Genomic DNA, 21,218 nt, shown 5'->3' on the forward strand with positions numbered 1-21,218 from the left:
GTTTTAATTGTCGTGATGACCAGTCATATATCTGAACCGCCGCGGTCCGAGATTTCACCTGTCGGCACCGGCTTCGGCGTGATGCTGCGGTCGCTGCGCAGGACCGCCCGGCTGACCCTGGAGGAGCTGTCCGAGGCGTCCGGGGTGAGCGTGCGCGCCCTCGGTGACCTGGAGCGCGGTCGCAGCCGGGGGCCGCAGCGCCGTACGGTCGACGCGCTCGCCGCCGCCCTCCGTCTGGACGCCGAGCAGAGCGAGCGTCTCCAGCGGCTGGCCGACGCCGGCCGGGAACGCGGAGGGGCGCCGGCGTCGCCGTATCTCCTGCGCACCGTTGCGGACTTCACCGGCCGGGAGCAGGAACTGGCGGACCTGGAGGCCCTCGCCGGCGGCAGCCGGACCCGGGCCGTAGTGCTCTTCGGGCCCGGCGGGCAGGGCAAGACGACTCTGGCGGCGGAGGCGGTACGGCGGCTGGCGGGCACGTTCCCGGACGGCTGTGTCTGTGTCCAGCTGCACGGGATGAGCGACTCCCCGCTGCCTCCCGCCGAGGCGCTCGTCCTCCTGCTCACCGCGCTCGGCCACCCGCCCGACCGGATCCCGGTCGACCCGGTCGCCCGGGAGGCCGCCTACCGGGCGGCACTCGCGGGTCGGCGCGCGCTGGTCGTGCTCGACGACGCGGCCGACGAGAGCCAGACCAGGCCGCTGCTGCCGGACGCGGAGGGCAGTTTCGTCCTGGTCACCAGCAGACGGCCGTTGGCCGGTCTGGAAGGCGTCCGGCGGATCAGGCTCGGCGGGCTCAGCGGAGGGGAGTCGGCCCGGCTGCTGGAACGGATCCTCGGCACCCCGCGCACCGGCGGACAGCCGGAGGCGATCACCCGGCTGACCGTACTGTGCGGACACCTCCCGCTGGCCCTGCGAATCGTCGGCAACCGCCTCTCCAGCCGCCCCAGTTGGACCCCGGCCCGGCTGGTGGACCAACTCGCCGACGAGGAACGCCGGTTGAGCAGGCTGGTCGCGGGCGACCTCGCCGTCCGCAGCGCTCTTGCCCTCTCCTACGGCCAACTCACCGACGCGCACCGCATGTTGTTGCGCCGACTCGCCCTGCTGCCCGGCCACGACGCCGGACCGGACCTCGCGGCCGTCCTCGCCGACGGCGATCCGCTCACCACCGAGGACTCCCTCGACCTGCTGGTCGACCGGGGCATGCTGGAGGAGACGACGCCCCGCCGCTACGCCCTGCACGATCTCGTACGGCTCTTCGCCCGCGAGCGACTGCGCGACGAGGAGGCGGACGAGGACGCGGTCCGCGTCCGGGCAGCGGACTGGCTGTTGCGCTCGGCCTCGGCGGCGGGCCGCCTGTTCGAGGCACCGGACACCGCGCCGGAGCCCTGGAGGGGCGAGCCCGCGCCCTTCACCCCCGCGTCCGCCACCGAGGCCGAGGAGTGGCTGACCACCGAACGCGCCCACTGGGCAGGCGCGTTGCCGGTGATGGCGGCGGCCGGCCGGCACCGGGAGATCCTCCACACCGCCCGCACCCTGTACTGGTTCTCCGACCGCTGGGACGCCTGGCCCGAGTGGCGGACCCTGTTCTCCCACGGCGTCCGGTCGGCGGCGGCGCTCGGCGACCGGGCCGCCGAGGCCCACCAGCTCAACTGCCTTGCCTGGACGTACTCGACGAGAGGCGGCCACTACCGGGAGGCCGAGGAACACGCCCGCCGCGCACTCGAACTGGCCACGGAGGTGGGCGACATCGCGCAGCAGGCCTGGGCGTCGACCTACATCGCCGGAGCCTGCATGAGCCTGGACCGCCCCGCGGAGGCGGCCGAGGCCGCCGAGAACGCCGTACGACTCTTCGCGACCACCGGTGACGAGGCGGGCCAGGCGGTCTCCCGGCGCGTCCTGGGCAGCGCCCTGCGCGAGGCCGGCCGAGCCGAGGAGGCACTGGCCGTCCACCTGGCCCTGCTCGGCACCCGGGCCGGTGACGTGCCCGGGTTCCAGGAGTTCGCCGAGGCCATACTCCGCCACCAGATAGCCCGCGACCTGCTCGCCCTGGAACGCTGGCCCGAGGCGGTACAGGCCTTCAGGGCCGTCATGGCCCCCGTCACCCACGGCGGCACCAGCCGCTTCCGGGCCCGTGCTCTCGCCGGCCTCGCCACCGCCCTCGAACAGTGCGGCGAACTGGCGGAGGCCCGCACCCACTTCACGGAGGCCCACCGCCTGTTCGTCACGGCCGGCGACACGACCTCCGCCGCCGGGACGGCGACCGCCCTGGCACGCCTCGAAGGGGATCCGGCCGGGACGAGGCCGGCGGCGGAACATACACACGATGACGATCTGCGGACCGCTCGCCGTAACGACCTCGCCTGAACCGAGATTGGTGCCGCACACGGCCGGAACGACTCCCAGCCACTGCGTTTCCGTCCGCATGTCACGCCGACGAATGCGTTCTGGGCGATTTCGATCGAGCGCTTGCGACGGGGTCGCCGAGGGGCTTTCCGACACCAGCCCCCTGGGTCGTGCTTGGCCGTTTCATTCGTCTGTACGGGTAGTCAAGATCCGCCCCAGCCCTGGCCGGAGCGAGGTCTTGTCAGGCCCGCGCCGAGTTGATTTGTGAGCGGAGACAGGTGGCCAGTCAATGCTGCCGCCGTTGGAATCAGGGGCGGGGAGGGTCGTCGACAGCGTGACTGGCCGGGGGAGTCGCTCTGCCGTCGGGCGGCCGGTTGCCGCGCGTTTCCTGCGGGGGAGGGAGCACGCGGCAACCGGCGAGAACGGTTCTGGAGCATCGGCCGGACAGCGGCTGGTGCGGGGAGACCGGGCCTCCCACTGTGGACCCGCATACCGTGCGGGACGAGATCGTGCGCTACGGCGCGAAACCGAGAATCACCGTCGTGGCAGAGAAAAGGAGCGTCACCGAAGTGGGTCGTCCCGAGATTCCGCTGGACCCCGAAGCCGGACCGGTCCAGCGTTTCGCCCATGAATTGCGCATGTTGCGGCGGCAGGCCGGCGGGCCCACCTACCGTGCCATGGCCAGGCGTTGCGCATACGCGTCCGCCACGCTGTCCGAAGCCGCCGCCGGTGAACGGCTGCCTTCGCTGCCCGTGGCCCTGGCGTACGCCACCGTGTGCGGCGGGGACGCTGTCGAGTGGGAGCGGCGCTGGAACCAGGCCGCCCGCGAAGAGCAACAGGAGCAGCCGGCGTTCGACGACGGGGCGCGCGGGCCGTACATGGGGTTGGCGCGTTTCGAGCCTGACGATCACGACAGGTTCTTCGGCCGGGACCGTCTGACGGCCGATCTGGTCAGGACGGCGGGGCGACACCGCTTCACCGGGCTCATAGGCATGTCCGGCAGCGGGAAGTCCTCCCTCCTGCGGGCGGGACTCATCCCCGCGCTGCGCCGGGCCGAACCCTCGGCCAGGCCGGCGGCCATTCGGATCCTCACCCCCGGTGAACAGCCGGCGATCCGGCATGCCGCCGCTCTGACTCCCGCGGACGGCGAAGGGGACACCTGGGTCCTGGTCGACCAGTTCGAGGAGGTGTTCACGCTCTGCCATGACAGTGCCGAGCGCGCCGAGTTCATCGAGGCCCTGCTCACCGCGCTGGACGAGAGCAGCCGTCTGCGGGTGGTGATCGCGGTGAGGGCCGACTTCTACGGCCGCTGCGGTGAGCACCACGGCCTCGCCCACGCCCTGCAACGTGCCAATCTGCTCGTCACGCCGATGAGCCGGGAGGAACTGCGGGAGGCGATCGTGGGACCGGCAGCCGCCGAAGGTCTGGTGCTGGAGCGTTCGCTCAGCGCGAGGATCATCGACGAGGTGGCGGACGAACCCGGCAGCCTGCCCCTGATGTCCCATGCCCTGGTGGAGACCTGGCGCCGCCGCAAGGGGAAGACCCTCACCCTCAAGGCGTACGAGGCCGCCGGTGGCATCCGCGGTGCCATCGCCGGCACCGCCGAGCAGGTCTACACCGGCCTGCGGCCCGAGCAGGCCGCCCTCGCCCGGAGCCTGTTGCTGCGCCTGATCAGCCCCGGTGAAGGCGCCCAGGACACCCGCCGTCCCGCGCGGCACAGTGAACTCAACCCCACCAGCGGTGCGGAGGCCGACCGGATCCTCGAACTGCTGGCGCGTGCCCGGCTGGTCACCCTCGACGACGGCACCGTGGACCTCGCCCACGAGGCCGTCATCACCGCCTGGCCCCGACTGCGCGACTGGATCGACACCAGCCGCGAACTCCTGCGCGGCCAGCGCCGCTTATCCGAAGCCGCAGGCGTCTGGGACGAACTCGGCCGTGACGCCGGAGCCCTCTACCGAGGCAGCCGACTCGCCGCGGCCGAGGAGTCCTTCCCCCAGGAACAACAGGATCATTTCACCCCTCTGGAGAAGGCCTTCCTCGCCGCGAGCCTCCAGGCCCGTGCCGACGAACAAAGACAGGTCACCCGCGCGGCGCGCCGACTGCGGGCGCTGGTCGCCGGTCTGGCGTGCGTGCTCGTCGTCGCGCTCGCCGCGACCGGCACGGCTCTGGACCAGCGCCGGAGCGCGTTCACCGCGCAACGTCAGGCCCTGTCCCGTCAACTCGCCGCTCAGTCCACCGCTTTGCTGAGCCGCGACTCCGACCTGGCCTCCCTGCTGGCGATCCAGGCCTATCGCACCAGTCCCACCCGCGAGGCGACCACCAGCCTCTACGCCGCCGCCGGCGTCCCGCTCGAACACCGCGTCGCGGCGCATGCCGCGACGGTCGACACTGTTGCCTTCAGCCCGGACGGAAGGACCGTGGCCTCGACCGGCAGCGACAGCGCTGTCGGCGCGGGCTCCGTCAAACTCTGGGACGCCGCCACTGGCAGTGCGCGGACGACCTTGACCCGTACCGGCGGGGCCGTGTGGTCCACGGCCTTCGACCGCAGCGGGAAACGCCTCGTGACGGCGGGGGCCGGTGGTGTGCAGACGTGGGACCTGTCGAAGGCCCACACCAACATCCGTGCCGCGATCTCCGACCGGCGTGTGGAGGCCGTCGCGTTCGTCCGAGGCCGGGCCGTCGCGGTGAGCGCCACCGGACGGGTGTGGGACGTGGCCGACGGCCGTGTCAGGACCACCCTCTCCGCTCCCTCCGGCGTCGAGATGCTGGTCGCCTTCAGCCCTGACGGGCACACCGTGGCCACGGGCGGGCACGATCGGCGGGTGTACCTGTCGGACCTGGACACCGGCCGGATCCGGGCAGTACTCACCACCGAATCCCTGGACTCCCTCCAGGCGGTGGCCTTCAGCCCCGACGGACACACCGTGGCCACGGGCAGCGCGTCAGGTGTGGTGCGGCTGTGGGACGCGGAGACCGGACGTGCCGAGGCGAGCCTCACCGGTCACAGTCTCCCTGTCCGAACCCTGGCGTTCGGCCCGGACGGTACGACCCTCGCCTCCGGCAGCGACGACGGCACCGTACGACTGTGGGACGTCGTCAGCCGTCGCCTCCAGATCACTCTCACCGGGCACACCGAGGCAGTGAACTCCGTCGTGTTCAGCCCCGACGGCGCGGTCCTGGCCTCCGGCGGCAGGGACGGCAGCCTACGACTCTGGAATGTCGCCGGCCGCCACCCCCGGGCCACCCTCCGCAAGCCTGGAACTCAGGCCACCGCGGTGGCGTTCAGCCCCGACAACACGACCCTCGCCATCGGCGCCATGTCGATGGGGCTGACCGGCAGCGGCATACGGCTGTGGAACACGGTGACCGGCAAGGTCACGCACACGCTGCCGGGCGGCCAGGCGGAGGCCTCGGCGGCCTTCAGTACTGACGGCGGCACAGTGGCGACCAGCGGCCGACGCGAAACCGTCCACCTGTGGGACCCAAGGAGCGGGAAGGAGGAGCGCTCGCTCCCCGACGCGGGAACGGCGGTGGCGTACAGCCCGGACGGCACCACCCTCGCCACCGTCCGCGACGACGGCACCGTCATGCTCTGGGACCCCACCACCGGCCGTACGAAGAAGACCTTCCAGGACAAGCAAACGGAAGGGACACTGCCGTCGGTGGTCTTCAACCCCGCTGGCACAGTCCTCGCCGTCAGTGGCCATTTCGGGCGGGTACGGCTGTGGGACGTGCGCAACGGTCACGTCCTCGCAACCCTGAACATGCCTGAGGACAAGCTCCCCGCCGGCACCTCGGGACCGGCGAGACAGTTGGACCCCTCGGGCAACACCGTCGAGTCGATCGCCTTCGGCCCGGACGGCACCACCCTGGCAACCAGCAGCGAGAACGGCACCGTACGCCTGTGGAATCCTGCCACCGGCAGAATCAAGCAGACCCTTCCCGGCGCCGGGACGACCGTGGCGTTCAGCCCGGACGGCACCACCCTCGCCGCCGGGAGCAGCGCCAGCGGCAGCGGCGGTGGCACCGTGTCCCTGCTGGACATCGCCACCGGGTATGCCCGGGTCCGGTTCGTCGGCCACACCGCCGAGGTGCTGTCCCTGGCCTTCAGCCCCGACGGACATACGCTGGCCAGCGCCGACAACGACGGCACCGTGCAACTGTGGAACGTCAGCCTGCCCAGCGCACCCCGGCTGATCCACAACCTCTGCGACGCCGTCCGCCGCGACATCACGCAGCAGGAACGGGACCTGTACCTGCCCGGACAGAAGCGGCAGGTCGTCTGCGCACCCTAGCGTCGCCGAGTCCAGCCCCCCCGTGGTGGAGCGGCGGTAGTGCGAGATCGGCGACGGACTCCTCGCACGGGGACAGGGCCGCACACGCTGCCGTACCCCTGGTCGGCGGGCGGCCAGGGGTACGGCGGTCGTGGTCGGGGATCAGGGTGCGTCGGAGATGTCCAGCCTGTTCACCTTGATGCGGGTGGTGTCGAACTCCCAGGTCACGAAGAACTTGCCCGGTGCGTACTCGTCGGCCATCGGGTAGGTGTCCCAGCCTTCGCCGGTACCGGCCGGGGTCGGATCCTGCTGGCTCGCCGGACCGTCGGCGAAGAACTTGGCGGCGCTCCAGGACGTCGCGCCGGGGCGCTTGGTCTTGTAGTAGAGGGACGGGCGGGTGTTGGTGTCGCCGGTCGTGTAGATGTACAGGAGCTGGCCGTTGCTGTCCTTGCCGAAGTAGCTCCTGGCCGCGTTGTTGCTCGGCAGACCGGTGGCGGCTGTGAAGGCCGTCCAGCTCGCGCCGCCGTCGGTGCTCGTGGCCGTCATGGCGTTGGCGTTGTCGGCGCGGGCGACCATGATCAGTGTGTTCGGGTCGTCCGGCGAGACGACGATCTGGTTCTCACCGGCCTTGACGCCGGTGGCGTTCCCGTTCGAGACGGTACCGCCCTTCGTCCAGGTCTTCAGGCTCGGGTCCGTGGCGATCAGCACGCCGTTCTCCCGGCCCGTGCCCCAGTACGGGAGGACGGTGTTGCCGTTGGCCAGCCTGATCGGGCGGCCCGAGATGGCGAGGTTGCCGATGGCCGGCACGGTGACGGGGTAGTCCTGCCAGGTGTGGCCCTCGTCGGTGCTGCGCTTGACGACGGTGGCGGTGATCGGCAGGCCGTTGTTGTTCCACGTGTCGCCGTCGTCGTCCTCGTCGGTCGGGTCCGCGATCGGGGTGCGTCCGAGGAACGCGAACAGCTCGCTGCCGGACTTGTAGAGCATCACGTAGTGCCAGGCGTACTCGTCGGTCTCCTGCGCCAGCGTCCGGGGGCGGCTCCAGGTCGCGCCACCGTCGGTGGTGTACGAGTACCGCATGTAGCCCATGTCCCGGTTGCCGGGCCGCAGGCCTTCCCGCCATGCCACGACCGCGTCGCTGGCGCTCGTGCTGATGATGTCCGGGGTGCGGGTGCCGTCGCCGCCGGTCATCGTGTTGGTGTACACGGTCTTCTCGGCCGACGTGCCCTCGGCGGAGGCCGGGCCCGGCATCAGGAGGCCGCCGGTCAGGACGGCGAGGACGAGTGCGGTCAGGAGCGCGGTCCAGCCGCGCTCGCGGGTCACCACAGCCATTCCCGGTCGGGGTTCGGGGCCGTGTCGGTCACGGCGTCGCAGGTCCACTGGATGGCCTGGGTGCCGGCGGTCGTGGTGCTGTTGGGGATGGCGAGGCACAGGCCGGTCTTCACGTTCCTCAGCTGGTCGATCTCGTCGTGGACCCAGACCTGCTCGTCGTTCTGGGTGCTCTGGCACGGCCACTGGATGGCCTTGGTGCCGAGCGTCGTGCTTCCACTGGGGATGGCCAGGCACTGGCCGCTCGCCTTGTTGACCACGTGGTAGCCGCCGCTGGTCATCGGCTGGAGCGACCAGTAGTTGCTGTCGCTGTTGCTGCACGACCACTGGATCATCACGGTGCCGCCGGTCTGGCTGGAGTTCGGGTTGGCCAGACAGAGGCCCGTGCCCATGTTGTAGAGGCGGGCGTTGACGACCGCCTCGGCTGTCCCGGCGGCTGACGCCGTGCCGGTCAGGGCGGGGCCTGTGAGCAGAGATGCGCTCACCATGGCGATGGCCGCCGCGGTGGCGGTGACGCGTCTTCTCATTCGGGAGCTTCCTTAGCTGTTCCTGCTGTTGCTGCTGTTCGTGCTGTTCCCAAAGACGGAGCGGCCCTCGTGGAGAGGGCCGCTCCGGTGGTTCTGCCTACCAAAGCCACGCCTGGTCGCCGCTGGTGGTGCAGGTCCACTGAATGGCCTCGGTGCCGTTGGCGGTACTGCTGTTGGGGATGGCCAGGCACTTGTCGCTGTTGAGGTTGCGCAGGCGGAAGGCGCTGTCGTGGATCCAGATCTGTTCGCTGCCGCCGTTGCAGGTCCACTGGATGGCCTGGGTGCCGTTGGCCGTGCTGGAGTTGGGCATGGCGAGACACTTGTTGCTGTTCAGGTTTCTGACGATGTAGCGGTCGCCGTTTCCGCCCGCCACCGACTCCAGCTGCCACTGCTGTTCGCTGTTGCCGCTGCAAGTCCACTGGATCAGGCCGACACCGTTGGCGGTGCTCGCGCTGGGGACGGCCAGACACTTCCCGGTTCCGCCGTTGTAGAGCGTGTCGTAGGCGGTCGCCGCCGCGTTGGCCGGCGTGGCGAAGGCCGCGGCGCACATGGCCGCGGCGGCGACGGCGGAGGCTTTGGCGAACATTTTCATGGTCATGACAGTGGGGGTCTCCTTGGAATCCGCTGCTCGGATCGGGTCGAGCAACTACCCGACCAGCATGCGAGGTGACCACGGGACTGTCGTTAACGGTGAGTGCACTGCGACTTGGTAGTGCGTCTAGTCCCGCATGGGCGGCTGGTGTCGGTACTCCCTCGGCGAGACCCCGTAGGCGGAGCGGAAGGCGCGGGTGAAGTCGGAGGCGCGGGGCAGGCCCCAGCGGGCGGCGATCGCGCGGATCGGCGTGGCGATCTGCAAGGGGTCGGCCAGGTCGTGGCGAGCCCTCTCCAGCCGCTCGTGCCGGATCCAGGCCGCGACCGTCTCGCCCCGCGTCCGCTGCTGGAACAGCCGGTGCAGATAGCTGAGGGAGATGTGATGGGCGGCCGCGATCACCGGCGGAGTCAGCCCCGGGTCGTGCAGGTTCTCCTGGATGAACGCCCGGATCTGCATGGTCAGGGCCTGCTGGCGGGTCTCCGGTGGCAGCGCGGCCTCCGCCTCCAGCGGCTGGGCGAACCAGACCGACACCAGGTCGAGCAGGATCTTGCTCAGGTGGGGTGTGTCGGACGGTCGGAGGGCCCCGGACTGCCGGTCCAGCCCGATCAGGAAATCCGTCAGCAGAGCGCCGCTCCCCTCGCGCCCCGACAGACGTCTGCCCAGCAGCCCCCGGACCTGGTCGGGCGACAGCGGCAGCGACGCCTTGGGCAACTCCACCGCCATCCCGCTGACGATGTGACGGCTCTCGTCCCTCGGCGGTCGTACGTCGTAGGGCCGTGAGCTGTCGGACACCCACAGATCACAGGGACCGTACGTGTCGGTACGCCCGACGTGGTCGAGGCCGAGCCCCCCTCCGAGCAGCAGTTGCAGGTGGTACTGCTCGGGGTCGGACTGGCGGATCAGCCTCGGGCTGCGCCGGTAGCGCGTCGGCAGGACCTCCCCGGACCACACGATCACCGGCCCCAGCTCCATCAGCCGCTGCTCCGCCCGGAAGTCGGCGGCGTGGTGGCTGCTGATCTCGCTGGGGGCGATCGTCCGGCTCATCAATTCACGCCAGTATTCGAACCGGTCCTCCGTCGGCACGTCCGTGGTCCGGAACACCGTGCTGATCATCCCGCTCCCCGTGTTGATCCCTCACCCGGGCGGTCGCCGGGTCGCCGCGTATGACTGCTTCCGCTTCCGCATGGTTGCAGTCGGGCGGGCAGCGGGGCGACAAGGAGACGACCCGAGGCAGTGGGTGGCCTCAGGCGTCGGCGACCGTCTCGCCCGGCAGCGCCAGGTTCGGGTCGACCGCTCTCTCGTCGCCCACCGACCGCTGCCGGACCCTGCCGGGAGAACGACACACCTGAGGCGCCCTACCACGGCCAGTGCGCACAGTCCGGTGCTGTCGGCTCCTCTGCCCGCCCTCGCACGATCGCCCCACGGGGCGCGGCGGGGAGGGGGTCGACGCTGATCGTGCGCGCGCCACGGGTGGCCGGGTCGGGGCCACGAAGGGTTCCCGCCCGTGGCCCGCGCTACCGGCCCTGGAACTCCGCCAGCGTCCGCCGGGACGCCTGTACCCCGGTGCGCTGCATCAGTTCCAGCACGCCTCTGATGCCCGCCAGTTCCGTTCCTCCGCCGGCTCGTCCGGGTCCGCCGTGCCGGAGCGCGGGCAGGGGCGAGCCGTGTCCGGTGGTCTGGGTCATGTTCGTCGAGTCCAGCAGGTGCAGACGGCCGTGCCAGGGGGCCGCCTCCCGGACGAGGGCGGTCGTCCAGGCGAGGTCGTCGCCGACCAGCGAGGCGGCGAGGCTGCCCCGGCCGCGGGCCAGCAGGTCGGTGGCGTGGGCGGTGTCGCGGTAGGCGAGGACGGTGGCGGCCGGGCCGAAGGGCTCGACCTCGTGGGGCGCGGCGGCGTCGGGATCGGCGGACATCAGCAGGGTGTCCATGAACGCGCCCCGCTCGGGGTCGGCGTCCACCACGCGCACCTTGGCCGGGTCCCCGTGGACGAAGCGCCCGGACGCGGCGATGGCCCGTACCGCCCGTCGTACTTCCTCGCGCTGGGCGAGACTGACGACCGCGCCCATCGCCACGCCCTCCGCGGCGGGGTTGCCGATGGTCACCTCGGCCAGTCGGGACGTGATCGCGTCGAGCGCGGCGCTCTCGTGCTCGCGGGGTACGAAGACGCGGCGGATGGCGGTGCACTTCTGGCCCGCCTTGACCGTCATCTCGGTCACGACCTCCCGTACGAACGCCTCGAAGAGCGGTGAGCCCGGCGGGACGTCGGGGGCCAGTACGACGGCGTTGACGGAGTCGGCCTCGGCGTTGAAGCGGACTGAGCGGGCGACCAGGCTGGCGTGGGCGCGCAGGGTCGCGGCGGTGGCGGCGGAGCCGGTGAAGGAGACGACGTCCTGTTCGCCGAGCAGGTCGAGTCCGGGGCGTACCGAACCGGCCACCAACTGAAGGGCGCCCGCAGGCAGTACGCCGGCGTCGGTGATGATCCGCACCAGGTGCTCGGTGAGGTACGCGGTCGGGGTGGCCGGCTTCACCACGCTCGGCATGCCCGCCAGCACGGCCTGGGCCAGCTTCTCCAAGGGCGCCCAGACAGGGAAGTTGAAGGCGTTCACCTGGAGCATCAGACCGGGGGAAGGGGTGACGAGATGGACGCCCAGGAAGTCCTCGCCGCGGGTCAGGCGTTCGGCGGGACCTTCGACGAGGTAGGGGGCGTCCGGCAGTTCGGCGCGGGCGCGGACGGCGTAGTCGCGCAGGACGCGGATGCCGCCGTCGACGTCGTAGCGGGCGTCGTCGAGGGTGGCCCCGGCGCGGGCGGAGAGGGCGTAGAGCTCCTCGCGACGGCCGCGGACGGCCGTGGCGAGAGCCTCCAGGAGGTCGGCCCGTTGGTGGAAGGTGAGCGCGCGCAGTGCCGGGCCGCCGACCTGGCGGGCGTGGCCGAAGGCGCCCGCCAGGTCGAGGCCGGCGGAGGAGACGCGGCAGACCGTCTCGCCGGTCACGGCGTCGGCGACGTCGACCACCGCCGGATCGGCGGCCGTCGGCGCGACCCAGGTGTCCTGGAGATGGCTTTCGAGAAGCATGGGCTGCGGCCCGCTTTCTTCAGAGGGGTCGGGGAGCGAAGGACTACGGCACCGGGTGGTGGCCCCAGATGTCGGCCGTGTAGGTGCGACTGACCCAGGTGTCCTCGTCGACCTGCACCCCGCCCGCGCCGATCTCGATGCCGAAGCCGGCGGGCGAGGTCATGTAGAACGAGAACATCCCGTCGTTGGCGTGCTTGCCGAGCGTGGCCATGAGTTCGATGCCGTGCTCGCGGGTCCGGTCGAGGGCCCGGCCGACCTCTTCGGGGGTGGTCACCTCGCACAGGATGTGATGGGTGCCCTCGTTCTTGTACGAGCGGACGAAGGCGACGCTGTGATGGCGGGGGTTGCAGCCCAGGAAGTAGAAGGTGCCCCAGGGGTAGTCGGCGGTGTCGCTGAGCCGGAAGCCCAGGACGTCGCGGTAGAAGTCCACCGCCTCCTGGACGTGCGGTGTCTTCATCACCACGTGTCCGAGCCCTTGGTCGCCGGTCACGAAGTCGACGCCGAGCGGTGAGACGAACTGGCTCGCCGCCAGCCGGCGCCCGCAGAACAGCTCGGTGCGGATCCCGGCGGGGCCGGTGAAATGCACCATCCGGGTCACCTGGCGCTCCCGGCACTCCTCCTCCGTGCCGGCCGTCACGTCGACGTCGGCCTCCTTCAGCCGCACCGTCGCCTCGTCCACGGCGGCCGAGTCGCGGACCTCCCAGCCGATGACCCCGACACCGCCCACCGGGGCTTGCGTGAGCCACATACGGAACGGGTGCTGGTCCATCCGCAGCCGGTACTGCACAGGGTCGTCGGGCTCGCCGGTCTCGACGGCGAGCCCGATCACGTCGCGGGCGTACCGCGCCCACGCTGCCGGATCGGGCGTGCCGATCCCCACATAACCAAGGCTCTGGATCGTCGTCATGACGAAGACGGTATTTGTTAGACCCTTGACGGTCAAGGTTCTGACGAATACGTTGCCGTCATCGAGCCGAGGAGGACTCCGATGCCGGAGAAGCCCCGCCTGCTCCCCGTCGACGAGACGGATCTGCAGGACAAGACACTGGCGTCGCTGGCGCCGTACCGCGACCAGGACGGCCGGATCCACACGATCTGGGCGACCCTGGCCCACCACGAGGACGCGCTGCGCCGCTACCTCGTCTTCAGCAACCACGTGCTGGGCAAGAACACCCTGCCGCTCAAGTCGAGGGAGCTGATGATCCTGCGGATCGCCGCACGCGCGCAGGCGGCCTACGAGTGGGACCAGCACGTGCGGATCGCCCGCCGCGCCGACCTCGCCGACGAGACGATCCTCGCCGCCGCGACCGGCGCCTGGGACGGACTCGACGAACTGGACCAGGTCCTGCTGGCCGCCACCGACTCGCTCGTCGACCACCAAGGCGTGGACGACGGGCTGTGGGACCGGCTGAGCGCCCGGCTGAGCACCGAGCAGATCATCGACGTCCTCTACACCGTCGGCCAGTACCTGACCATCGCCACCGTCATCAACACGCTCGGCGTGCGCACCGACGGTGAGAGCGCGCTCCCCCTCCCTCGGCCCGCCCCCCGGAAGGAAGTTCCCGCATGAAGCTCGCCCATCTCGCCGGCCGTCCCGTCCTCGTGCGCCACGACCGCGCACTGGACATCGCGGACGCGAGCAAGGGAGCGGTCGAGCCGCGCCTGGAGGTCCTGTCCGACCTCTCCCTCCACGACGAGCTGCGGGCGCTCGCCGAGCGGGCCGGTGACGCGGACTGGAAGCCGTTCGACCCGCGCGACCTGGGCCGGGTCGCCAAGCCGTACAAGGCGATCGGAGTGGCCCTCAACTACCGCGCGCACGCCGAGGAGTCGAACCTCCCGGTCCCCGAAGAGCCGTCGGTGTTCGCCAAGTTCGCCTCGTCCGTGGTCGGTCCGTACGACGACATCGTGGTGGAGCCGCAGTACGACAAGGTCGACTACGAGGCCGAACTCGTCGTCGTGATGGGCAAGGAGGGCAAGAACATCCCCGAGGCCGACGCCTGGTCCCACGTCGCGGGCGTGACCGCCGGACAGGACATCAGCGACCGCAGGGAGCAGTGGCGCAAGCCGATCAACCAGTTCACGCTGCCGAAGTCCTACGACACCTTCAGCCCGATCGGTCCCTACCTCGTCACCCTGGACGAGTTCGAGGACCCGGACGACATCGAGGTGACCGGCTGGGTCGACGACCTTGAGGTGCAGCGGGGCCGCACCTCGGACCTGATCTTCCCGGTGCCCGCGTTGATCGCCTGGCTGTCGAAGCGGGTGACGTTCGAGCCCGGCGACCTGATCTTCACCGGCACCCCGGCGGGCTGCGGGGTCCGCCGCACACCGCGGCTGTACCTGACCGGGGGCAAGGTCCTGCGCACCGAGGTCACGGGCGTGGGCACTATGGTCAATCCGGTCGTGGCGGGCTAGGCAGAGGGAAGGGCAGCAGATCGTGACCGAACGGGAGACGGGGGCCGGCGCCGCGAGCCGGACCAGGCAGTTCTCGGAGCTGCTGCGCCACCACCATCGTGAGCTGGGCACGACCGATCCCCGGGACCTCGACGCGATCGAGATGGTCACCGACCTCACTCGCCTTGAGGCCCGGCTCACCAAGGACTTCGAGAAGCATGTCCACCGGCCCCTCGGCCTCACCTGGGCGGGCTTCCGGATCCTCAACGCGCTGTGGGTCTACGGACCCCTCGGCCAGCAGGACATCGGCCGGTTCTCCGGCTCCACCAGGGCCAGCATCTCCAGCGCGCTGGCGACCCTGGAGAGCCGGGGTCTGGTCAGCCGCGAGCGCGTGGAGTCCGACCGGCGTCAGCTCTTCGTCGAGCTGACCGAGGAGGGCCGGGAGACGCTGCGCAAGGCGATCGAGGCGCAGACCCTGCGCGAGCGGGCGTGGACCGGTGTGCTGCGCGACGATCAGCTCAGTGAACTGGTCCACCTGCTGCGTACCCTGGTCAGCCAGGAGACCCCGCCGGGGGAGTGACCCGGCCCGCGCCCGGAACAGCAGGGGCGGGCGTCGGCGCCGAAATTCGTCAGACCTTTTACCGTCAAGCATCTAACAATGGCTTGGTTTCTCAAAGGAGAGAATCATGGTCCGTCGTGTCGTCACAGGTGTGGGCTCCAGCGGCAAGCCCGTGATCGTCAGTGACGGGGAGCCGCCCGTCACACGTCCCTACGTCCACACCCCCGGCTTCGCCCGTTCCCTGGTGTGGAACACGACGGCTCCCGCCACCCCGTCGTCCGACCCGACGCAGTCCCTGAAGTCCTACGTGCCGGCCCCCGGAGAAACGGTCGCGCTGACGGTCACCTTCCCGCCCATGAGCGTGTACGCGGACCCCTCCTGGGACCCGGTGGCCGCGGGCTCCGAACAACTGGAGGCTACACCGGGCCTGGCCGAGCTGTTCGAGACCGACAACCCGGGCATGCACACCACGCCCACCGTCGACTACGCCGTCGTCCTCAGCGGTGAGATCGTCCTCGACCTCGACGGCGGCGAGACCGCGGTCCTGAGGCCCGGCGACCTGGTCGTGCAGAACGCCACCCGGCACGCCTGGCGCAACCTCGGCACCGAGCCCGCCACGCTCTTCTTCGTCCTGATCGGCGCGGGCGGGACATCATGAGCGCCCTGATGACGGCGGCGCCCGGCGCCCCCGTCGTCGACCTCGACCTCGCGGAACTGCGCCGCGATCCCTACCCCGCCTACGCCGAGCTGCGCCGTACCGCGCCGCTGGCCTGGGTCCCCTCCGTGGGCCGCCACCTGCTGACCCGCTACGAGGACATCGTCCGCGCCGAGAAGCTGCCCGAGGTCTTCAGCTCCCGCGAGGAGGGCTCGCTGCTGCTGCGGACCGTCGGGGCCAACCTGCTCCGTGAGGACGACCCCGTCCACCGGCGCCTGCGGTCCGCCGCCGAGCCGCCCACCCGCCCCCGCCAGGTCCGCGACCTGTGGGCGGCCGGCTTCGAGCGCACCGCACACGAACTGCTCGACCGGATCGAAGGCCGTGGACAGGCCGATCTGATCGCCGATTTCGCCGAACCGCTCGCCGCGGCCAACCTGGCCCTGGTCCTGGGACTGCGCCCGGCACGTGCCCACGACATCGCCGACTGGTCGCGGGCGATGATGGCCGCCAACGGCAACTACGCCGACGACCCCGACATCTGGCGCCGCGCCGAGGAGGCCACCCGAGCCGTCGAGGACGCGGTGGCCGAGGCGGCCGGCACCCTCCGGGACACCCCCGACGGTTCGGTGATCTCCGCCATGCTCCACGCCCCCGACCCGGTCTCGCCGACCGAGATCCACAACAACGTCAAGGTGATCATCGGCGGTGGCGTCAACGAGCCGCGGGACGTCTTCGGCGTCGGGATCTGGGCGCTGCTGCGCCGCCCCGAGGTGCTGGAGAGGGTGCTCAAGGACCCGGCGGGCTGGAAGCGGGTCTTCGAGGAGTGCGCCCGCTGGATCTCGCCGATCGGCATGTATCCGCGTCAGCTCACCCAGGACCATGAGATCGCCGGTGTGACCCTGCCGGCCGGCAGCCGGGTGGCCCTCGTCATCGCCTCCGGCAACCGGGACGCGTCGGTCTTCGAGCGGGCCGACGAGTTCGACCCGGACCGCCCGCACCGCCCGCACCTCGCCTTCGGCGGCGGACCGCACTTCTGCATGGGCGCGTGGGTCGCGCGCCACGAGGTCAGCGCCGTCGCCTGGCCCCTCGTCCTCAGCCGCCTCAAGGGACTCCGCCTCGCCGAAGAGGCCCCCGACCGTCTCGACGGCTGGGTGTTCCGGGGGCTCACCTCGCTGAACGTCACCTGGCAAGTTCCCTGAGCCGTCCCCATCGGGAGGACCTCATGCCCACCGTCATCTTCCAGTCGCCCGACGGGACCGAACGCAAGGTCACCGCCGCGTCGGGGACCGTGCTCATGCAGGCCGCCGTCGCGAACGGCGTCGAGGGCATCGTCGCCGAGTGCGGCGGAAACGCCTCCTGCGCCACCTGTCACGTCTACGTCGCCGCCGGCCAGTCCGAACTGGTCGGGCCGCCGAACGACGTCGAGGACGAGATGCTGGACTTCACCGCGGCCGAACGCCGGCCCACCAGCCGCCTCAGCTGCCAGATCCAGCTCACCGACCTGCTCGACGGGCTGCTCGTCCGCGTGCCCGAGGAGCAGGTGTGACCGGCGCCGACGTGGCGGGCGTGGTCGTCGTCGGCGGCGGACAGGCCGGATTCAGCGTCGCCTCCACATTGCGCGCCTGCGGGTACGACGCTCCGGTCACCGTGCTCGCCGCCGAGCCGCATCCGCCGTACCAACGGCCGCCGCTGTCGAAGAAGGCACACACCGGTCCCGTCCGGGTCGAGCTGGTGCCGGAGTCCTTCTACCGCGACCGCGACATCGACCTGCGCCTCGGGGACGGTGCCGTCGCCCTCGACCCGGCCGCCCGCACCGCCCTCACCCGGAGCGGCACACGCGTCCGCTACGACCACCTGGTGCTGGCCACAGGCGCACGGAACCGTCCGCTGTCCGTCCCCGGCTCCCACCTGCCCGGCGTGCGCGCCATGCGTTCTCTCGACGACGCCCTGACGATCGGCCGGGCCCTGACGACGGCCCGGGACGTCGTGGTCGTCGGCGGCGGCTTCATCGGCCTCGAACTGGCCCGGGTCGCGCTGGCCGAAGGCGCCCGCGTGACCGTGCTGGAACTGGCCGGCCGACTCCTGGGCCGGGCCGTGTCGGCCGAACTGGAACCGATCCTGCGGCAGCGCCACGAGCGGGCCGGCGTCCGCATCCTCACCGGCACGGCCGTCCGGTCCCTGGAGGGGGAGGGACGGATCGAGCGGGTCGTCACCGAGCACGGCGCGCTGCCCGCCGACCTCGTCGTGTACGGCATCGGCGCGGTGCCCCGTGACGAACTCGCCCGGCAGGCCGGACTGGCGGTGCGCGACGGAGTGCTGGTGGACGAGCGGCTGCGGTCGGTGACCGACCCCCGCGTCTCCGCCGTCGGCGACTGCGCCCGCCATCCGCATCCGCGAGCGGACGGACCGGTGCGGCTGGAGTCCGTGCAGAACGCCGTCGACCAAGGCACGCTGGTCGCGCGCCGCATCGCCGGGTCCGCCGCCTCCTACGAGAACCTGCCGTGGTTCTGGAGCGATCAGGGGGACGTCAAATTGCAGATCGCGGGACTGCGCCGGAGCCAGGACGAGGTGCGAGTGGTGCCCGGCGACACGGCGGAACGGCTGGCCGTGTACGCCTTCCGCGACGACCGGCTGGTGGCCGTGGAGACGCTGAACTGGCCCGCCGAGCACCTGGCCGCGCGCCGGACGCTCCAACGGGGGACGCCGGTCTCGACCGCCGACCTCGCCGGGACCACCCTCAACGCGCTGCTTCGCGCCGGACGTACCCCGGAGGTGCGGAGATGACCGCGCCATTCGGTTCCCACCTCGCCCGCAGCGCGGCCGAGGCCGGTTCCCGGACCGCCCTGGTCTTCGAGGACCGGACCTGGACCTACGCCGAACTCGACCTCGCCGTACGGCGGACGATCGTCCGGCTCGACACGTTCGGGGTGCGCAGGGGCGACCGGGTGGTGATGCAGGGGGCGGCGCGACCCGAGGCCCTGATCACCCTGTTCGCGGTGACGCGGATGGGGGCGGTGCTCGTGCCGCTGCACCCGCAGGTGACCGGCGGTGAACTCGCGGTGGTGTGCGAGGAGACCGGACCGGCAGCGGTGGTCGCCGACGACGGGTTCCCGGCGGGCTCCGGACTGCGACTGACCTGGCAGGACCTGCGTCCCGGGGACGACGGACCCGGCACCGTCCCCCACGACCCCCCGGCCGGCTCGGACGTCGCCGTCATCGCGTTCACCTCCGGCACCTCGGGGCGCCCCAAGGGCGTCGCGCTGACCCACGACAACCTGTACTGGAGCATGGCCGGCGGCCTGGCCCGGATGCCCCTCGGCCGGAACGACGTCGCGCTGATCTCCACCCCGCTGGCCCATGTCGCCGTCCTGGGCGGACTGCCGCAGTGCACCTGGGCTCGGCGCGGCACGGTGGTCCTGGCCCCTCGCTTCGAGCCCGGTCTGTTCATCGACGTGGTCCGCCGCCACCGGGTCACCTGCGCGTTCGCCGTACCGGCCATGTCCGCCCTGCTGGCCCGCCATCCCCGCTTCGGCGGCGGCGACCTGGACACCCTGCGCTGGATCCTGTCCGGGGGCTCACCGGCCCAGACCGCCACCCGCGAGCAGTTCCGGGCCCGCGGGATCGGTGTGGTCGACTCCTACGGCCTGACGGAGACCGCGGCCGGGGTGACGTACTCCGCGCCCGACGACCCGGCCGGTTCCACCGGATCGCCCGTCCCGGAGGCCGAGGTGACGGTCGTGGACGCGGCCGGATCCCCCACCTCAGTAGGGGTACCCGGCGAGATCTGGGTGCGGGGGCCGTCCGTGGCCGCCGAGTACCGGACCGCCGCCGGGCCGCTGCCCGTGACCGACGACGAGGGCTGGTTCCGCACGGGGGACCGGGGACGGTTCGACGCCGAGGGCCGGCTGGAGGTCGTCGGCCGGCTGAAGGACACCATCATCACCGGCGGCGAGAACGTCGACCCGACCGAGGTGGAGAACGCGCTCGCCGACTTCCCCGGCGTCGTCGAGGTCGCCGTCTCCGGGGCACCCGACCCGGTCTGGGGCGAGCTGGTGACCGCCTTCCTGGTCACCGACTCGGGCGCACCCACACTGGACGACCTGCGCGCCCACCTCGACGGCCGACTGGCCCGGCACAAGTGGCCCCGCCGCCTGTGCGCCGTACCCGCCCTGCCCCGCGGGGCCACCGGAAAACTCCAGCGCGCCCGGCTGACGACGCTGCTGGACGACTGACCCCACCCTCCACAACTCCCCGAGACCGCGCCGCCGTGGCGCCGTCTTCCCCCTCCCGTACCCGAGGAGACGCCATGAGTGCGACCATGCGAGCCGCGCGGATGCACAAGGTCGGCGAGCCGATGAGGATCGAGGAACTGCCCGTTCCCGAACCCGGCCCCGGCGATGTCCGCGTGGCCGTCCACGCCGTCAACATCGTCCCGAACCTCGCCAACATCCTGAACATGTGGACCACCTGGTTCCCGGACAGCCCCCTGCCGAGCCTGCCGGCGATCTTCGGTCTCGACCCGGCGGGCGTGGTGGAGTCGGTCGGCGCGGGTGTGCAGGCGTTCAAGCCCGGCGACCGGGTCTACGTCAACCCGGGCCGCTCCTGCGGCTCGTGCCGCTCCTGCCGCGACAACGACTCGATCAACTGCGCCAGTTACGCGTTCGCCGGCTACTTCGGCTTCTCACCGACGGCGATCGACCTGCTGGACCGCTACCAGGGCGGTCTCGCCGAGTACATGGTGGCTCCGGCGTACTCCCTGGTGAAGCTGCCCGACACGCTGTCCTTCAACGCGGCGGCCCGCTTCGGCTACCTCGGCACCATGTACTCCGCGCTCCGCAAGGCCGGTGCCGGACCGGGCAGGACGATCCTGGTCAACGGCATCAGCGGCACCCTCGGCATCGGCGCGGCGCTCCTCGCCCCCGCCCTGGGCCTGACCCACGTCTACGGCACCGGCCGCGACAAGGAGCTGCTCGACCAGGTCGGCAAGCTCGCCGGCGGACGGCTGCGGCTGCACTCCCTCCAGGACGGACCGCTGGACGACTGGATCCGCGAGGAGACCGACGGCCACGGCGCCGACATCTACATCGACGCGCTCGGGCCCGGCGCGCCGCACGAGACGTTCCTGGCCGGCATGCGGGCGCTGGCCCGCGGCGGGATCGCGGTGAACATCGGCGCGGTCGCCGGGAACCTGCCCGTCGACGTCCACCGGATGATGGACCAGCAGCTGCGGCTGGTCGGCTCGGCCTGGTTCACCGCCGGTGAGGGCCAGGTCATGGCGGACATGGCCGGGGCGGGCCTGCTCGACCTCGGCCCGCTGGAGCACCAGGTCTTCCCGCTGGAACGGGTCAACGAGGCCATCGGCGGCATCGCGCAACGCAACGGCGGCTTCAGCAACTTCGTCATCAGCCCGACCGCCTCCTCGTGACCGACCGAGCCGGAGGCCGCCGGTCCCTCCCCTGACCGGCGGCCTCTTCCCCTCT

At 71.5% G+C, this 21,218-nt stretch carries 17 protein-coding genes; 11 read left to right on the plus strand and 6 right to left on the minus strand.

What is annotated here, in order from left to right; translation table 11 throughout:
• Positions 1-15: 15 nt before the first annotated feature.
• Positions 16-2,361, plus strand: a complete 2,346-nt coding sequence (locus ACIQPR_RS42160; protein ID WP_403660537.1) for an ATP-binding protein — start codon at positions 16-18, stop codon at positions 2,359-2,361.
• Positions 2,362-2,882: 521 nt separating this feature from the next.
• Entirely contained in the window at positions 2,883-6,638 is a 3,756-nt protein-coding gene (locus ACIQPR_RS42165) for a hypothetical protein (protein WP_403660540.1), read from the plus strand.
• A gap of 141 nt (positions 6,639-6,779) precedes the next feature.
• On the opposite strand, the gene ACIQPR_RS42170 is transcribed toward ACIQPR_RS42165, so the two are convergent.
• The 6 genes from ACIQPR_RS42170 to ACIQPR_RS42195 form a co-directional block, all read right to left on the minus strand.
• Positions 6,780-7,946, minus strand: coding sequence for a sialidase family protein (locus ACIQPR_RS42170; RefSeq protein WP_403660543.1), 1,167 nt, complete (start codon positions 7,944-7,946; stop codon positions 6,780-6,782).
• Positions 7,934-8,470 carry an RICIN domain-containing protein gene (locus tag ACIQPR_RS42175; RefSeq protein WP_403660545.1) on the minus strand — a complete coding sequence of 179 codons (537 nt, stop codon included), beginning with the start codon at positions 8,468-8,470 and terminating at the stop codon, positions 7,934-7,936. Before ACIQPR_RS42175 ends, ACIQPR_RS42170 begins: the two co-directional genes overlap by 13 nt.
• A 97-nt stretch (positions 8,471-8,567) precedes the next feature.
• Positions 8,568-9,068, minus strand: a complete 501-nt coding sequence (locus tag ACIQPR_RS42180; RefSeq protein WP_403660548.1) for an RICIN domain-containing protein — start codon at positions 9,066-9,068, stop codon at positions 8,568-8,570.
• Between the two features lie 120 nt (positions 9,069-9,188).
• Positions 9,189-10,175 carry a helix-turn-helix domain-containing protein gene (locus ACIQPR_RS42185; RefSeq protein WP_403660551.1) on the minus strand — a complete coding sequence of 329 codons (987 nt, stop codon included), beginning with the start codon at positions 10,173-10,175 and terminating at the stop codon, positions 9,189-9,191.
• A 401-nt stretch (positions 10,176-10,576) separates the two neighbouring features.
• Positions 10,577-12,130: a phenylacetic acid degradation bifunctional protein PaaZ gene (paaZ, locus tag ACIQPR_RS42190; protein WP_403660554.1), complete on the minus strand. Its 1,554-nt coding sequence runs from the start codon at positions 12,128-12,130 to the stop codon at positions 10,577-10,579.
• Between the two features lie 43 nt (positions 12,131-12,173).
• A complete protein-coding gene (locus tag ACIQPR_RS42195; protein ID WP_403660557.1) occupies positions 12,174-13,037 on the minus strand; it encodes a VOC family protein in 864 nt (287 codons plus the stop codon).
• A gap of 81 nt (positions 13,038-13,118) precedes the next feature.
• Here ACIQPR_RS42195 and ACIQPR_RS42200 point away from each other — a divergent pair, with 81 nt between their 5' ends.
• The 9 genes from ACIQPR_RS42200 to ACIQPR_RS42240 all read left to right on the plus strand — a co-directional run bounded on the left by ACIQPR_RS42200 (position 13,119) and on the right by ACIQPR_RS42240 (position 21,163).
• Positions 13,119-13,700, plus strand: coding sequence for a carboxymuconolactone decarboxylase family protein (locus tag ACIQPR_RS42200; RefSeq protein WP_403660560.1), 582 nt, complete (start codon positions 13,119-13,121; stop codon positions 13,698-13,700).
• Positions 13,697-14,545, plus strand: a complete 849-nt coding sequence (locus ACIQPR_RS42205; protein ID WP_403660563.1) for a fumarylacetoacetate hydrolase family protein — start codon at positions 13,697-13,699, stop codon at positions 14,543-14,545. The genes ACIQPR_RS42200 and ACIQPR_RS42205 overlap by 4 nt, the downstream gene beginning before the upstream one ends.
• A 22-nt stretch (positions 14,546-14,567) precedes the next feature.
• Positions 14,568-15,104, plus strand: a complete 537-nt coding sequence (locus tag ACIQPR_RS42210) for a MarR family winged helix-turn-helix transcriptional regulator (RefSeq protein WP_403660566.1) — start codon at positions 14,568-14,570, stop codon at positions 15,102-15,104.
• Between the two features lie 106 nt (positions 15,105-15,210).
• Positions 15,211-15,741 carry a cupin domain-containing protein gene (locus ACIQPR_RS42215; RefSeq protein ID WP_403660569.1) on the plus strand — a complete coding sequence of 177 codons (531 nt, stop codon included), beginning with the start codon at positions 15,211-15,213 and terminating at the stop codon, positions 15,739-15,741.
• Positions 15,738-16,937, plus strand: coding sequence for a cytochrome P450 (locus tag ACIQPR_RS42220; RefSeq protein WP_403660572.1), 1,200 nt, complete (start codon positions 15,738-15,740; stop codon positions 16,935-16,937). Before ACIQPR_RS42215 ends, ACIQPR_RS42220 begins: the two co-directional genes overlap by 4 nt.
• A 23-nt stretch (positions 16,938-16,960) precedes the next feature.
• On the plus strand, positions 16,961-17,284 hold the full coding sequence (locus tag ACIQPR_RS42225) for a 2Fe-2S iron-sulfur cluster-binding protein (protein ID WP_403660575.1): 324 nt from the start codon (positions 16,961-16,963) through the stop codon (positions 17,282-17,284).
• Complete coding sequence (locus ACIQPR_RS42230) at positions 17,281-18,522, plus strand: NAD(P)/FAD-dependent oxidoreductase (protein WP_403660578.1); 1,242 nt, start codon at positions 17,281-17,283, stop codon at positions 18,520-18,522. The genes ACIQPR_RS42225 and ACIQPR_RS42230 overlap by 4 nt, the downstream gene beginning before the upstream one ends.
• A complete protein-coding gene (locus ACIQPR_RS42235; RefSeq protein WP_403660581.1) occupies positions 18,519-19,970 on the plus strand; it encodes a class I adenylate-forming enzyme family protein in 1,452 nt (483 codons plus the stop codon). The genes ACIQPR_RS42230 and ACIQPR_RS42235 overlap by 4 nt, the downstream gene beginning before the upstream one ends.
• Before the next feature lie 74 nt (positions 19,971-20,044).
• Positions 20,045-21,163 carry an alcohol dehydrogenase catalytic domain-containing protein gene (locus ACIQPR_RS42240; protein ID WP_403660584.1) on the plus strand — a complete coding sequence of 373 codons (1,119 nt, stop codon included), beginning with the start codon at positions 20,045-20,047 and terminating at the stop codon, positions 21,161-21,163.
• Positions 21,164-21,218 lie beyond the last annotated feature (55 nt).

It is taken from the genome of Streptomyces sp. NPDC091280 (genome assembly GCF_044768565.1).
GTDB lineage: Bacteria > Actinomycetota > Actinomycetes > Streptomycetales > Streptomycetaceae > Streptomyces.